At 68.3% G+C, this 14,196-nt stretch carries 16 protein-coding genes; 8 read left to right on the top strand and 8 right to left on the bottom strand.

Annotated features, from left to right (window positions below):
- Window positions 1-218 precede the first annotated feature (218 nt).
- The 5 genes from ACMGEZ_RS18520 (at window position 219) to ACMGEZ_RS18500 (ending at window position 4,289) form a co-directional block, all read left to right on the top strand.
- Window positions 219-1,100: a transporter substrate-binding domain-containing protein gene (locus ACMGEZ_RS18520; protein WP_436823743.1), complete on the top strand. Its 882-nt coding sequence runs from the start codon at window positions 219-221 to the stop codon at window positions 1,098-1,100.
- A 132-nt stretch (window positions 1,101-1,232) separates the two neighbouring features.
- Entirely contained in the window at window positions 1,233-1,991 is a 759-nt protein-coding gene (locus ACMGEZ_RS18515) for an aspartate/glutamate racemase family protein (RefSeq protein ID WP_436823742.1), read from the top strand.
- A 74-nt stretch (window positions 1,992-2,065) separates the two neighbouring features.
- A complete protein-coding gene (locus ACMGEZ_RS18510; protein ID WP_436823741.1) occupies window positions 2,066-2,983 on the top strand; it encodes a dienelactone hydrolase family protein in 918 nt (305 codons plus the stop codon).
- 65 nt (window positions 2,984-3,048) lie between these two features.
- Complete coding sequence (locus tag ACMGEZ_RS18505) at window positions 3,049-3,918, top strand: ZIP family metal transporter (RefSeq protein ID WP_436823740.1); 870 nt, start codon at window positions 3,049-3,051, stop codon at window positions 3,916-3,918.
- A gap of 143 nt (window positions 3,919-4,061) precedes the next feature.
- Window positions 4,062-4,289 (top strand): hypothetical protein, encoded by a 228-nt coding sequence (locus tag ACMGEZ_RS18500; RefSeq protein ID WP_436823739.1) that lies wholly within the window; start codon window positions 4,062-4,064, stop codon window positions 4,287-4,289.
- 28 nt (window positions 4,290-4,317) lie between these two features.
- On the opposite strand, the gene ACMGEZ_RS18495 is transcribed toward ACMGEZ_RS18500, so the two are convergent.
- The 8 genes from ACMGEZ_RS18495 to ACMGEZ_RS18460 all read right to left on the bottom strand — a co-directional run bounded on the left by ACMGEZ_RS18495 (window position 4,318) and on the right by ACMGEZ_RS18460 (window position 10,758).
- The gene (locus ACMGEZ_RS18495; RefSeq protein WP_436823738.1) at window positions 4,318-4,527 is read right to left on the bottom strand and encodes a dodecin; all 210 of its coding nucleotides are present in this window, start codon (window positions 4,525-4,527) and stop codon (window positions 4,318-4,320) included.
- Window positions 4,528-4,617: 90 nt separating this feature from the next.
- Window positions 4,618-5,226, bottom strand: coding sequence for a DUF3299 domain-containing protein (locus ACMGEZ_RS18490; protein ID WP_436823882.1), 609 nt, complete (start codon window positions 5,224-5,226; stop codon window positions 4,618-4,620).
- A gap of 8 nt (window positions 5,227-5,234) precedes the next feature.
- Window positions 5,235-6,497 (bottom strand): ABC transporter permease, encoded by a 1,263-nt coding sequence (locus tag ACMGEZ_RS18485; RefSeq protein ID WP_436823737.1) that lies wholly within the window; start codon window positions 6,495-6,497, stop codon window positions 5,235-5,237.
- The gene (locus tag ACMGEZ_RS18480) at window positions 6,494-7,198 is read right to left on the bottom strand and encodes an ABC transporter ATP-binding protein (RefSeq protein ID WP_436823736.1); all 705 of its coding nucleotides are present in this window, start codon (window positions 7,196-7,198) and stop codon (window positions 6,494-6,496) included. Before ACMGEZ_RS18480 ends, ACMGEZ_RS18485 begins: the two co-directional genes overlap by 4 nt.
- Before the next feature lie 7 nt (window positions 7,199-7,205).
- Entirely contained in the window at window positions 7,206-7,751 is a 546-nt protein-coding gene (locus tag ACMGEZ_RS18475; protein ID WP_436823735.1) for a DUF2796 domain-containing protein, read from the bottom strand.
- On the bottom strand, window positions 7,748-8,659 hold the full coding sequence (locus ACMGEZ_RS18470; protein WP_436823734.1) for a sulfurtransferase: 912 nt from the start codon (window positions 8,657-8,659) through the stop codon (window positions 7,748-7,750). Before ACMGEZ_RS18470 ends, ACMGEZ_RS18475 begins: the two co-directional genes overlap by 4 nt.
- A 16-nt stretch (window positions 8,660-8,675) precedes the next feature.
- Window positions 8,676-9,608: a DMT family transporter gene (locus ACMGEZ_RS18465; protein WP_436823733.1), complete on the bottom strand. Its 933-nt coding sequence runs from the start codon at window positions 9,606-9,608 to the stop codon at window positions 8,676-8,678.
- Between the two features lie 10 nt (window positions 9,609-9,618).
- Window positions 9,619-10,758, bottom strand: a complete 1,140-nt coding sequence (locus tag ACMGEZ_RS18460; RefSeq protein WP_436823732.1) for an aromatic ring-hydroxylating oxygenase subunit alpha — start codon at window positions 10,756-10,758, stop codon at window positions 9,619-9,621.
- Between the two features lie 245 nt (window positions 10,759-11,003).
- Here ACMGEZ_RS18460 and xseB point away from each other — a divergent pair, with 245 nt between their 5' ends.
- From xseB to dxs, 3 genes are read left to right on the top strand one after another with little or no spacing between them, the layout of a single operon-like run.
- Window positions 11,004-11,273: an exodeoxyribonuclease VII small subunit gene (gene xseB / locus ACMGEZ_RS18455; protein ID WP_436823731.1), complete on the top strand. Its 270-nt coding sequence runs from the start codon at window positions 11,004-11,006 to the stop codon at window positions 11,271-11,273.
- 35 nt (window positions 11,274-11,308) lie between these two features.
- Window positions 11,309-12,223 (top strand): polyprenyl synthetase family protein, encoded by a 915-nt coding sequence (locus ACMGEZ_RS18450; protein WP_436823730.1) that lies wholly within the window; start codon window positions 11,309-11,311, stop codon window positions 12,221-12,223.
- Window positions 12,224-12,239: 16 nt separating this feature from the next.
- Window positions 12,240-14,123: a 1-deoxy-D-xylulose-5-phosphate synthase gene (gene dxs / locus ACMGEZ_RS18445; protein ID WP_436823729.1), complete on the top strand. Its 1,884-nt coding sequence runs from the start codon at window positions 12,240-12,242 to the stop codon at window positions 14,121-14,123.
- Window positions 14,124-14,196: the final 73 nt, after the last annotated feature.

Raw genomic sequence — 14,196 nt, 5'->3', positions numbered from 1 at the left:
CTATCTTCCTGTCGCTTTGTTGGAATGCGCCGACTCTAGGTCCTGGCCGCGCGTGCGTGAAATGCCAAAAGCGTCGCAGCCCATAGCCAAAGCTCATGCCCTCTGGGAAGAAGGCCATAACTTTTGGTCATGGCCGTGGGCGCAAAAGGAATTGTGACGGACGCGCGAATCGTTCCTACACTTCGCAACACATTCCAAATCCGACCGAAAGGGCTCGCATGAAGATTTCCGTACTGATGGCCGCAGTGGCGCTCGCCGCTGCCGCAACGGGCGCGCAGGCTGCCGACACCCTCGCCAAGATCGCCGCTTCCGGCAAGATCACGCTCGCCTACCGCGAGTCCTCGGTGCCCTTCAGCTACCTGGATGGAGGCAAGCCGATCGGCTTCTCGGTCGAGCTCTCCAACGCGGTGGTCGAGGCGGTCAAGAAGAGGCTCAACAAGCCCAACCTCGAGGTGGCGATGATGGCCGTGACCTCGCAGAACCGCATCCCGCTGCTGAGCAACGGCACCATCGACCTGGAGTGCGGCTCCACCACCAACAACAGCGCACGGGCCAAGGACGTGAGCTTTGCCATCAACCACTTCTACACGGGCACGCGCCTGCTGGTGAAGAAGTCCTCCGGCATCAAGGACTACGCCGACCTCGCGAAGAAGACGGTCACCAGCACCACCGGCACCACCAACGCGCTGGTCATGCGCAAGTACAACGCCGAGAAGAACCTCGACATGGACATCGTGCTGGCCAAGGACCATGCCGACGCCTTCCTGCTGGTCGAGAGCGGCCGCGCGGTCGCGTTCGCGATGGACGACATCCTGCTGTACGGATTGATGGCCAACGCGAAGAACCCGGCCGAGTTCGAGGTGGTGGGCGAGGCACTGCAGGTCGAGCCCTATGCCTGCATGCTGGCCAAGGACGACACGGCCTTCAAGAAGCTGGTCGACGACACCTTCATCGGCCTGATGAAGAGCGGCGAGTTCGAGAAGCTGTACAACAAGTGGTTCCTGCAGCCGATCCCGCCCAAGAACGTGCCGCTGAACCTGCCGATGAGCCCGCAGCTGCGCGAGAACATCAAGTCGCCCAGCGACAAGCCTGCCACATAAGCTCTCCCGCAGGCTTCGCGCACTTCGTGTCGCTCTCGCCAACCCCCTTCCGGGGGCGACACCAGCGGCCCGGCAAAGCCGGTTCCGCGGTGTCTCTGGAATGAAGCCAGGGCTCATTGGGAACCTCGACCTGTGACTCACGTCGTCGGTATCTTGGGCGGCATGGGGCCGGCTGCGGGCGCCGACTTCGTGCGTCTCTTCGTCGAAGCCTGTGCCCGGCTCATGCGCGACCGCGGCGAGCCCGTGCGCGACCAGGCCTTTCCCGAGCACTGGCTCGCGCAGGTGCCGGTGCCCGACCGCAGCGGCGCGCTCGAATCGAGCGCGCTCGGCGCCCACCAGCCACTCGAGCCCATGCTGCAGGCGCTGGGACGGCTGGCCGCCTTGGGCAGCCGCGCCGTGGCGATCGCCTGCAACACCGCCCATGCCTGGCACGCCACCCTGCAGGAGCGATTTCCGCAGATCGAGGTATTGCATGTGGCGCGCGAGGTCTCGGCGCAGCTCGCGGCCGAGGGCGTGCGCGGCACGGCGCTGATGGCGACCGAAGGGACCTACCGCGTGGGCCTCTACGAGCAGGCGCTCGCCGATGCGGGCCTGGCCTGCCATCTGCCACTGGCCGAGGAGCGCAGGCTGCTGATGCGCGGCATCTACGAGGGTGTGAAGGCCGGCGACATGCGCCTGGCGGAGCGTTGCTTCAGCCGGGTCGCACTGCAACTGGCGGATCGGCATGGGCCCGTAGCCCTCGTCATGGGCTGCACCGAGATCCCGCTGGGGCTGCAAGGCTCGGCGGCCGTGGCCGGGCTGCGGCTGGTCGATCCGGCGCGGGTCCTGGCTGCGGCGCTCGCCCTGCGGGCCTATGACGGGGTTCCAGCGTCACAACGGATTCACGCCTGATCGCCTACAGTGCGGCCTTTGTGCCGGCGCGCGGCTGCGTGCCTGGTTGTCGATCCTTCGAGGAGTTCGTACCGATGCCCCTGATGCCCCATCCCCAGTCCGGTTCCGATCTGCAAGCCGAGTTCGATTCGCTTCGCCCAGGCGAGAGCACCGAGCAAGGCACCACGCGCCGCACTGCGCTCAAGGCCGCCATCGGCGTCGGCTATGCGGCGGCCACGCTGCCCATCGCGGCGCAGACCGCGATCAACACCTCGGCCGACGGCCTGAAGGCCGGCCCCGTCAAGTACAGCGTCAACGGCTTCGACGTGCCGGCTTACGCCGCCGCTCCCGCCGGCAAGACCGGCTTGCCCGTGGTGCTCGTGGTGCAGGAGATCTTCGGCGTGCACGAGTACATCGCCGACACCTGCCGCCGCTTCGCCAAGGCCGGCTACTACGCGATCGCGCCCGAGCTCTATGCGCGCCAGGGCGATCCGCGCAGCTACACCGACATCCCCAAGTTGCAGGCCGAAGTGGTCAGCAAGGTGCCCGACGCGCAGGTGATGGCCGACCTCGACGGCGCCCTGAAGTACGCCGCGGCCAACGGCGGCGACGCCGGCGAGGCCGCGATCACCGGCTTCTGCTGGGGCGGCCGCATCGTCTGGCTCTATGCGGCCACCGGCAAGGTCAAGGCGGGCGTGGCCTGGTATGGCCGGCTGGTCGGGCAGCCCGGAGCGCTGACGCCGAAGCACCCGATCGACCTGGTCGCCGATCTGAAGGCGCCGGTGCTCGGCCTCTACGGCGGCAAGGACCAGGGCATCCCTCTTGACACGGTTGATAAGATGAAAGCGGCTCTGGCCACCGGCTCGCCGGCGGCCAAGGCCTCCCAGTTCGTCGTGTACCCCGAAGCGGGCCACGCCTTCCATGCCGACTACCGGCCGAGCTACGTCGCGGGCCAGGCCGAGGACGGCTGGAAGCGTGCCTTGGCCTGGTTCAGGACCCACGGCGTGGATTGAGAAAGCGCTGCTTTCTGCCGAAAGCCGTCCGATGGGCGGCTTTTGTTTTTTCTCGTGAAGCCGACATGAACCTGCTCATCATCATCGCCGCGACCCTCGTTGCCGGCATCGGAAGTGTCTGGATCGCCGCGCTGCTGTTGCGCGTGGGCGTGCGCCGCGGCGGCGGCGTCGATCCGCAGCACCTGCTGAGCCTGGCGGCCGGCGCGCTGCTGGCCACCGCCTTCATGCACCTGCTGCCCGAGGCCTTCGAGAGCCGCATCGAGCCGGGCCTGCTGTTCGGCGTGCTGCTCGGCGGGCTGGTGCTGTTCTTCCTGCTCGACAAGGCCGAACTCTGGCACCACGGCCATGAGCACCATCATGGCGAGCAGGAGCACCACGACCATGGACACGGACACGCGCATTCGCACGGCCACGACCATCTGCGCAAGGGCGGCGGCTGGGCAGTGCTCACCGGCGACAGCGTGCATTGCTTCGGCGACGGCATCCTGATCGCCTCGGCCTTCATCGCCGACCTGCGTCTGGGCCTGGTCGCGGCGATCGCGGTGCTGGCGCACGAAGTCCCGCACCACATCGGCGACCTGGTCGTGCTGCGCCAGAGCTCACCCAATGCAAGGGCCGCGTTGGTCAAGGTGTCGCTCGCCGGCACCATGACGGCGCTGGGCGGCCTGGCCGGCTGGTGGCTGGTGGACCAGCTCCATGGCTGGCTGCCCTACTTCCTGGTGCTGGCCTCCAGCAGCTTCGTGTACGTGGCGCTGGCCGACCTGATCCCGCAGTTGCAGAAGCGTCTGGGCGCGCGCGAGACCGCATGGCAGATCGCCTGGCTCGCTGCGGGCCTCCTGCTGGTGATGGGTGTCAGCCGCCTGGCCCATGGCGAACACGAACATGCCCACGAGCACGCCGAACCCGCTCACGAGGAACACGGACACAGGCACTGAAGGCAGGCACTGAAGGGCGCGGACGCGGCACTCTCCGACACGCCGCCCGTTCGGTCAGTTGCAAACTCGGGCTACCCAAGTCGGGCGAGGAGGCTCACACTTGGGGCTCGCCAACGCGAGCCATAACAGCCTAGGAGCCGATCATGAACCGCGCCGATCCACCGCTGCGCTCCGTCGAACCCGTCGACGATCCAGCGGAAGAAGAATTCGAGGACGATGAGCTGTCCGCAGATGAAGCTCTGGACGACGAAACCGAAGTAGCCGACGAGCTTTCCGAAACCGGCATCGACCTGAGCGACGCCAGCGAGCTCGATGCCGACAACGTACCGGCCGACGAGGAATCCGATCGCGTCATGCAGGCGCCGGACTGAGACGCCCGCACCGGGCCTTTCTTTCTCTTCAGTCCTCGAGGGTGAAGCCCACTTTCAGCGTGACCTGCCAATGCGCGATCTTGCCGTCCTGCACGTGGCCACGGGTTTCGGTGACCTCGAACCACTGGATGTTGCGCACCGACTCGTTCGCTTTGGCGATGGCACGCTGCACGGCGTCGTCGCTGCTCGTGGGCGAGGAGCCGGTGAGTTCGAGGAGTTTGTAGACGTGATTGGACATGGAGCGCTCCTTGGGTAATGAAACCGGGCGCGCTGCCGTCGAAAGGGCAGCGTCGCGTTCATCATAGGCTTCAGGCCCTGCATCTGTCCGCTACTTCGCTCCACCGGTGTACTTGGTGACGCTCTCCGCCGTCATGTGGTAGCCGCTCACGCCCATCATCGAATCGTTGCGCAAGGTCTGGAGCTTGCCGGTGATCCACACCGTGTCCATGGCGCGGAACTTCGCGCCCTGGCGCGGGCGCACGTGCACGATCTGATTGGCCGGCGGCGGCGGGGTGTGGATGCAGGCGCCGAAGTAGGGCACCAGCAGGAACTCCGTGACCTCGCCCTTGTTCTCTTCCAGCGGCACGATGAAGCCGGGCAGCTTGACTTCCACGCCGTTCATCGCCGGGTTGGTGGGCGCGTTGTTCGAGACTTCCTGCATCTTCATCAGCAGCTCGTTGGCGCGCGGATCGCCGTCCTCGAGCTTGCTCAGGTCCATGCCCTTGAATTCCTTCATCGGGTCCCAGTCCTTGGGCACCAGTTCTTCCCAGGCGATCAGCCGCGGCTGGCCCGGCGCGGGCTTGGCGGCGGCGTTCTTGCCGCCCAGAGGATTGGTGGCCGAGGTCGACTGCGGCGCCGGATCGGCCGCGAAGGCCGCGAAGGCCGCGAAGGCCGCGGCGCACAGCGCCAGGAGCAGGGGACGCAATGTCTTCTTCATCATCATGTTCAGGTCCTTGGGGAGAGGCCGTCGGCGAGCGAGAGACGGTAGGCGCGCACGCCCGGCAGCAGGCTGGCCAGCCAGCCCGCCGCCAGCAGGCCGGCGAGCAGGGTCCATTCGTTGAGTGTAGGTTCGGACAGCGAGAGTGCCAGCCCGAACTGGGCCTGCAGCCATGGCGAAAGCAGGGCAATGCCCAGCGCCGCCGCGACGAGGCCGAGCACCACGCCCAGCATCGTGACGATCGCGCCTTCGAGGGCCAGCAATGCCAGCACATGGCGCAGGCTGGCGCCCACCGCGCGCAGCACCGCGAGCTCGCGGCGCCGCTCGTTCAACCCGGCCATCACCACCGACACCAGCCCTGCCAGGCTGACCAGCGCGACCAACGCGGCCATCAGAAGCAGCGCGTTCTCGCCGACGCCGATCACGCTCCACAGCTCGTCCAGTGCCACGCCGGGCAGGATGGCCATCAGCGCCTCGGGCTGGTAGGTCGAAACCCAGCGTTGCACCGAGAACACCGCGGCCCGGTTCTTGAGCCCGACGAGTGCGGCGGTCACGGTCTTGGGCTTGAGATCGAACTTGCGCACCTGCTCGGCCGGGATGCGCACGCCCGGCAGCGGCGCGCCGCCGCGCCATTCGAGGTGCAGGGCCTCCATCGCCTCCAGGCCGATGTGGACCGTGCGATCGACCGGCGTGCCCGTGCGCGCGAGCACGCCCGTCACGACGAAGGGCTTGTCCGCGTGCTCGGCCGCGTTGAGCTCGCCGCTGCCGTGTGCCAGGGTGATGCGCTGGCCCACGTGGTAGCCCAGCCGATCCGCTACCTCGGCGCCGATCACCGTGTCGAAGAGTTCGGCGAAGGGCTTGCCCTCGCGCAGCCGCAGCGGCTGGCGGTTGCCGTAGCGGAAATGCTGGAAGTACTCCGGCGAGGTCGCGAGCACCGCGAAGCCGCGGTGCGAGTCGCCCAGCGACAGCGGCACCACCCAGTCCACGCCCGGGTGCGCTGCCAGCGCCTGCACGCTCTGCCACTGCATGTTGTTGGTGGCGGCGCCGATGCGGAACACCGAATACAGCAGGAGTTGCGAGGAACCGGTGCGCGCGCCCACGATCAGGTCCGTGCCCGAGACGGACGCGGAGAAGTTGTCGCGCAGCTCGGTGCGGATGCGCTCGACGCCCAGCAGCAGAAAGGTGGACAGCGCGATCGACAGCACCGTGAGCGCCAGCGTGAAGCGGCGGTTCCAGGCGCTCTTCCAGGCGATCGTGATGAGCGTCCTCATGCCTGCGCAAGCTCCACCGCGCGGTTGATCTCGGGCAGGAGCAGATGCCGGCCGAAGCGCGCCGCGATGCGCTGGTCATGGCTCACGAACACCAGCGCGCTGCGGTTCGCGCGGCAGGCCTCGACGAGCACGTCGAGGAAGGCCTCGCGGCGGTCCTCGTCCAATGCCGAGGTGGGCTCGTCGGCGATCACGACCTCGGGGTGCCCGATGAGCGCGCGGGCCGCGGCCACGCGCTGCTGCTGGCCGACCGACAGCTGCATCGCCTGGCGTTTCCACAAGGCTTGCGGCAAGCCCATGGCTTGGAGCAGTTGCGCGGCCTGCGCGCGGGGGCCGCCTTCGCGCCCGGCCTGCTCGCGGCGGCGCGCCGAGAAGCGGCAGGGCAACAGCACGTTGTCGAGCACGCTCAGGTAGGGCAGCAGGTTGAACTGCTGGAAGATGTAGCCCACGTGCGCAACGCGCTGGCGGTCGCGCGCGGCGCCCGAGAGCGCGGCCCAGTCCTGGCCGAGCAGGGTGGCGCGGCCCGCGTCGGCCACCAGCACGCCGGCCAGCAGCGACAGCAGCGTGCTTTTGCCGCAGCCGCTGGGCCCATGGAGGAACACGGCCTCGCCGGCCTCGATGTCGAGTCGCTCGATGTCGATGCAGGGGACGGAGGCGCCGGGCCAGGCAAAGCGCAGCGCTTCGACGGAAAGTACAGCGCTCACCGAGCCGTCACTTGCCGCCCCACGTCAGGCGCGTCGCGGGGCGCTTGAGCGTGCGCTTGAACTGACCATCCGGCGAGACGATCTGGACGTCGACCTGGCGCACGCCCTTGAAAGCATTGACCAACGCCAGCTCGATGAACTTCGCCTCCGTGGCCTTGGTGCAGTTGAACGCGAAAGTCCCATCGAGATCCGCATGGCCTTCACCCGCGCCGGTCTCGGCCTTGCCCAGGCCCAACGCCGCGGAACGCAGCGTGACCGGCCCGAGCTTGCAGTTGGCGGCGGGGTCGATCTTGAACAGCTGATCGGCCGCGCGCAGCTGCGCAACGGCGTCGTCGGCCATCTTCTTCTCGGCCTCGGTCTTGGGCGCATGCTCGTAGCCGACGAAGTTCTCGAGTGGCGATTCCATCTCGATCACCACGGTCGGCCCCTCGATCGCGATGTCGAGCTTGAGCTGGCCGTGCACATGCGCGCGTGCCTGTGCCGTCGCGGCCAATGGGGCTGCCGCGACCAGGCCCGTGAACGCGAAGGTCCAGAGAAGGCGTTGAAGATTCATGCGTCCGCACCTTGCCGGGTCGGCAGTCCCGGCGTGTTGCTCCATTCGCTCCAGCTGCCGGCATAGAGCGCGGTCGGTCCGAGCCCGGCAATCTGCATCGCGAGCACGTTCGGCACGGCGCTCACGCCGCTGCCGCAGTGGTGGACAACCGTGGCGGGGTCCCGGCCCTGCAGCAGCGCTTCGAACTCGGCGCGCAGCTGCGCGGCCGGCTTGAACTTGCCCTCGGGGCCGAGGTTTTCGGTGAAGGGCCGGTTCAGGGCCCCGGGGATGTGACCGGCGATCGGGTCCAGAGGTTCCACCTCGCCGCGATAGCGGGCGGCGGCGCGGGCATCGATCAGCGTCTGGTCAGCTTTCTCCAGCCGCGCGGCAACGGTGCGTGTGTCGACCAAGGTCACGAGCGGTTCGCCGGCGACGAAGTTCGACTGGAATCGAGCAGGCTCTTCGCCTTGGCTGATCGCGCCGCCCGCCGCCTGCCACGCCTGGAGGCCGCCGTCGAGCACGGCCACGGCGTCGTGGCCCATCCACTTCAGCATCCACCAGAGCCGGCCGCAGTAGTTGGCGCCGTTGCGGTCGTAGACCACGGCCTGCATGTTGTTCGCAAACCCGATGCTGGAGAGCCAGGCCGCGAACTTCTCGCGGCTGGGCAGCGGATGCCGGCCGCCCGATGCGGGCGGGCCCTCGTCGGCCTGCGCCACGACGACTTCGCCGTTCGCGCCCGGCACGCCATGCCTGGCGCTCAGGTCGGTGTCGAGGTTGACGTAGATCGCTCCGGGGATGTGGGCCGCGCGGTACTGCGCGAGGCCGGCCTCGGGCTTCATCAGGTCGAAGCTGCAGTCGAACACCATCTGCGGGGCCCCGCTGCGCTGCAGGTCCATGAGCTGGTCGACGGAGATCAGGGTCTGGTACATGGCAGTCCTTCCTTGCTCAATGTTCTTCGGCGGGCGCCTTGGGCAGCGAGCGCTCGCGCAGCACGGTGGCCGCAATGCCGCTGCCGACGATCAGCACCATGCCGGCCCAGCCGGCCGCGTCGATGCGGTCACCGAACAGAAGCACACTGTAGATTGCCGCAAAGACAATGCCGGAATATTGCAGGTTGGCCACGACGAGCGTACCGCTTTGGGTCTTGGCGCTGGCATAGGCGCGCGTCATGCAAAGTTGGCCCAGGGCCGCGAGCACGCCGACCGGCAGCAGCCACGCCGCGTGCGCCCAGGTCCATTGCGCCCAGGGCGTGAAGCTGCCCAGAAGCGTGACGAGGCCGCCCGCCACGGCCGAGCCGACCGCGAAATAAAAGACCGTGCGCGACTCGGGCTCGCCCACGCGCGAGAGGGCAACGACCTGCATGTAGGCGAAGGCGGCAGTCAGGCCCGACAAAAGGCCCACCAGCCCCGCGAAGCCCTGGCTTTCGCCGACGCTGGGCTTGAGCATCAGCACCACGCCGCCGAAGCCCGCCAGCACGGTCAGCACCAGCGGGCCCTGCAGCGGCGGCCGCGCCACGCGTCCGTCGCGGCCGGGCACCGGCACCCAGGCGAGCAGGGCCCCGCCGACCAGGAAGGCCGCGATCCACACGCTGCTCATGTAGTTGAGCGTCATGGCGGTCGCCAGCGGCAGGTGGGCGATGGCATAGAACCAGGCGCCCATCGAGAACACGCCGATCAGGCTGCGCCAGGCGTGCATGCCAGGGTAGGGCGTAGCCAGCGTGACGCCGCGCTGGCGCGCCAGCGCCCACAGGAACAGCATGCCGATCAGGCCGCGGTAGAGCACCAGCTCTGCGCTCGTGAACCAGGCCGAGGCGATCTTCACGCACACGCCCATGGTGGCGAAGATCAGTGCGGCGAGCACCATCCAGAGGGCTTGCATCCCTCCGGCTCTAGGCAGCCATCTCGCGGCGATACCACTCGTGGAACTGCTGCATCCCGTCTTCCATCGGGCTCTGGTAGGGGCCGCTCTCGTCGACGCCGCGCAGCATCAGCGCGCGGCGGCCGGCGTCCATGCGCTCGGCGATCTCGTCGTCTTCCACGCAGGTTTCCATGTAGGCGGCCTGCTGCGCCTCGACGAACTCGCGCTCGAAGGCGACGATCTCCTCGGGGTAGAAGAACTCCACCATGTTGAGCGTCTTCTGCGGCCCCATCGGGTGCAGCGTCGAGACGGTGAGCACGTGCGGGTACCACTCGATCATCACGTGCGGGTAGTAGGTGAGCCAGATCGCGCCGTACTTGGGCGGCTTGCCCTCGCGGTACTTCAGCAGCTGCTCCTGCCACTTCTGGTAGACCGGGCTGCCGGCGCGGCCCAGGCGGTTGGCGACGCCCACCGTCTGCACCGAGTGGTGGAGGCCGAATTCCCAGCGCAGGTCCTCGCAGGTGACGAAGCTGCCGAGACCGGGGTGGAAGGGACCGACGTGGTAGTCCTCGAGGTACACCTCGATGAAGGTCTTCCAGTTGTAGTTGCACTCGTGCAGCTCGACGCGGTCCAGCGCATAGCCCTCGAAGTCGAGGTCCGCGCGCGGGCCGAGTCGGGCCAGGTCGGCGGCGACATCGCGCCCCGCGCCCTGCGGGCTGCGCTCGAACAGCAGACCGTTCCACTCGGTCAGCGGATAGTTGTGCAGGTCGAGGCAGGGGTCCTGCGCGAAATGCGGTGCGCCGATCAGCTTGCCGGTGGTGCGCGGGTCGGCGGCGGCGTAGGTCCAGCGGTGCAGCGGGCACACGATGTTGCCGCCGCCGGCCTGCGGATCGAGCTTGCCCCGGCCCTGCAGGATCAGCGCCTGGCGATGCCGGCACACGTTGGAAATCAGCTCCACGCCCTTGGGCGTGTGCACCAGTGCGCGGCCCTGCTGCTCCTGCGGCAGGGCGTGATAGTCGCCCGGTTCGGGCACCGCGAGCCGGTGGCCGACGTAGCGCGGACCGCCGGCGAAAAGGGTTTGCAGCTCGCGGGCATAGAGCGCCTCGTCGAAGTACGCGGAAACCGGGAGTTGGCTTGAAGCCTGCTGCAGTTGAAGACTTAAATCAGACATGGGTGACCTGACCAAGCTCCCCACAGGGAGGAAAGAACGAAAGGCGGTGCCGCTGAAGCTTAGGCGGCCCCAAGAAAAATCGCCGGCGGACGCCGGCGCGAGAGCAGGAAATTGTACCCCGGGGAAAATATGCGTGCTGCTGCTTTGCCCTCCATGCGGAGGGCTTTCCAGGCGGGGCAGAGGCCGCCGCGGGGCGTGCCCTGGTGCCCCCGTCCTAAAATGCCCGGTTTCATCCCCATCCCCGCATGCCCAAGGTGCCCCCTACGTCCTCACCAGCTTCTTCACCCGCCGCTCCCGACACCGGCGCGCTGCCCGCGAGCTACGAAGCCGGGCTTCAGGAACTCGAAAAGCTGGTGGCCGAGCTCGAATCGGGGCAACTGCCGCTGGACCAGTTGCTCGGCAGCTACCAGCGGGGCGCAGCGCTGCTGGCCTTCTGCCGCGACAAGCTGCAGGCAGTCGAAGATCAGATCAAGGTGCTCGACGCGAACGGCCTCAAGGCCTGGGCAGGGGAATGAGCGCCGTTCGGCCGCCCCAAGGCGAAGGTGTTCCGATGGCCGCCGCAGATGCCCTGCGCTGGGACGCACAGCGGCTTGCGGCCTGGAGCGAGCCACTGCTCGCACGCGTCGAGGCCGCGCTGTCGCGGTGGGTGGGTGTCGACGCGCCGGTGCTGCTGGGCGATGCGATGCGCTATGCGGTGCTCGACGGTGGAAAGCGGCTGCGGCCCTTGCTGGTCTTCGCCGCCAGCGAGTCGGTGGGCGGCCAGGCCGAGGCCGCGCTTCGCGCCGCTTGCGCGGCCGAGCTGATCCATGCCTATTCGCTGGTCCACGATGACCTGCCATGCATGGACAACGACGTGCTGCGCCGCGGCAAGCCCACCGTGCACGTGAAGTTCGGCGAGGCCGACGCGCTGCTGGCCGGCGATGCCCTGCAGGCGCTGGCCTTCGAGCTGCTTACGCCCGAGGACGAAGGCGTCGCGCCCGTGGTGCAGGCTCGGCTGTGCCGCCTGCTGGCACGCGCGGCCGGCAGCCAGGGCATGGCCGGCGGCCAGGCGATCGACCTGGCCAGCGTCGGCCTCGCGCTCGACGAGGTCCAACTGCGCGAGATGCATCGCCTGAAGACCGGCGCCCTGCTGCAGGGCAGCGTCGAGATGGGCGCCGCCTGCGGCACCATCGACGCCCCGGGGCTCGATGCGCTGCGCGCCTACGGCGCCGCAATCGGCCTGGCCTTCCAGGTCGTGGACGACATCCTCGACGTCACGGCCGACTCGCAGACCCTGGGCAAGACCGCGGGCAAGGACGCGGCGAGCGACAAGCCCACCTATGTCTCGTTGCTCGGCCTCGACGGCGCGCGTGCGCAGGCGCGCGCGCTGCTGGTCGACGCGCTGCAGGCGCTCGACCGCAGTGGGCTGGCCGATACCGGCGCCCTGCGCGCATTGGCCTACATGGTCGTGGACCGCGATCGTTAGAGAACTACAAACCCCCATGGCCCCGCTGCTCCCCACTCTCCACGACCCCTCCGCCCTGCGCCATTTCGACCGCGCCCAGCTCAAGCAGCTGGCCGACGAGGTGCGCAGTTGCGTGCTCGACAACGTCTCGCGCACCGGCGGGCACCTGAGCTCCAACCTCGGCACGGTCGAGCTCACGGTGGCGCTGCACCACGTGTTCAACACGCCGCACGACCGGCTGGTGTGGGACGTGGGCCACCAGACCTATCCCCACAAGATCCTTACCGGCCGGCGCGAGCGCATGCCCAGCCTGCGCCAGATCGGGGGCATCTCCGGCTTCCCGCAGCGCAGCGAAAGCGAGTACGACACCTTCGGCACCGCGCACTCCTCCACCAGCATCTCGGCCGCGCTCGGCATGGCGCTGGCGGCCAAGCAGAAGGGCGAGGACCGGCACGCGGTCGCGATCATCGGCGACGGCGCGATGACCGCCGGCATGGCCTTCGAAGCGCTCAACAACGCGGGCGTGTACGACTGCAAGCTGCTGGTGATCCTGAACGACAACGACATGTCGATCAGCCCGCCCGTGGGCGCGCTCAACCGCTATCTCGCGCAGTTGATGAGCGGCAACTTCTACGCCGCGGCCAAGAACGTGGGCAAGAGCGTGCTGCGCGCCGCGCCGCCGCTGTTCGAGCTGGCCAAGCGCCTGGAGCAGCATGCCAAGGGCATGGTGGTTCCGGCCACGCTCTTCGAGCAGTTCGGCTTCAACTACGTGGGGCCGATCGACGGGCACGACCTCGATTCCCTGGTGCCCACGCTCGAGAACCTCAAGCACCTGCCGGGCCCGCAGTTCCTGCACGTGGTCACGAAGAAGGGCCAGGGCTACAAGCTGGCCGAGGCCGACCCGGTGGCTTATCACGGGCCCACCAAGTTCGATCCGGCCATCGGCCTGGTCAAGCCTGCCACCGCGCCCAAGCAGACCTTCACGCAGGTCTTCGGCCACTGGCTGTGCGACATGGCGGCACAGGACAGCCGGCTGGTCGGCATCACGCCCGCGATGCGCGAGGGCTCCGGGCTGGTGGAGTTCGAGCAGCGCTTCCCCGAGCGGTACTACGACGTCGGCATCGCCGAACAGCACGCCGTCACCTTCGCCGCGGGCCTGGCCTGCGAGGGGCTCAAGCCGGTGGTCGCGATCTACTCGACCTTCCTGCAGCGCGCCTACGACCAGATGATCCACGACGTGGCAATCCAGAACCTGCCGGTCGTGTTCGCGCTCGACCGCGCGGGCCTGGTGGGTGCCGACGGCGCGACTCATGCGGGCGCCTACGACATCGCCTTCATCCGCTGCATCCCCAACATGAGCCTGGCCTGCCCAGCGGACGAGGCCGAGTGCCGGCAGCTGCTCTCCAGCGCCTTCGCGCAGGACCATCCGGTGGCGGTGCGCTATCCACGCGGCGCCGGCGCCGGCGTTGCGACCCCGCCCGGGCTCGAGCCGCTTCCCTTCGGCAAGGGCGAGCTGCGCCGTTCGGGACAGCGCATCGCGATCGTGGTCTTCGGCACCTTGCTGTACCCGGCGCTCAAGGCCGCCGAGGCGCTCGATGCCACGGTGCTCAACATGCGCTGGGTCAAGCCGCTCGACGTCGAGCTGCTGCTGAAGACCGCGACCACGCACGAGTGCATCGTGACCCTCGAGGAAGGCGCCGTCATGGGTGGCGCGGGCAGTGCCGTCATGGAGGCGCTGCAGGCGGCCGATGTGCAGCGGCCCGTGCTGCAGCTGGGCCTGCCCGACCGCTTCATCGAGCACGGCGATCCGGCCAGGCTGCTGGCGAGCATCGGGCTCGATGCGGCCGGCATCGAGCAATCGATACGCGAGCGCTTCGGCGCGAGCAAGCCCGCAGGGAAAACCCGCCCCGGCGCCATGTAAGCATTTTTTACAATCTTGCTGCCTCGACAACAGAGTCGGCAACGCGGCCACGAGCCGCGTTCTTGTTTTTTCC

The sequence above is a fragment of the Variovorax stachyos genome (assembly GCF_051400855.1).
Classification (GTDB): Bacteria; Pseudomonadota; Gammaproteobacteria; order Burkholderiales; family Burkholderiaceae_C; genus Variovorax.
Note: the sequence above shows the minus strand (reverse complement) of the source record. Positions and strands in the feature narration are given on the sequence as shown.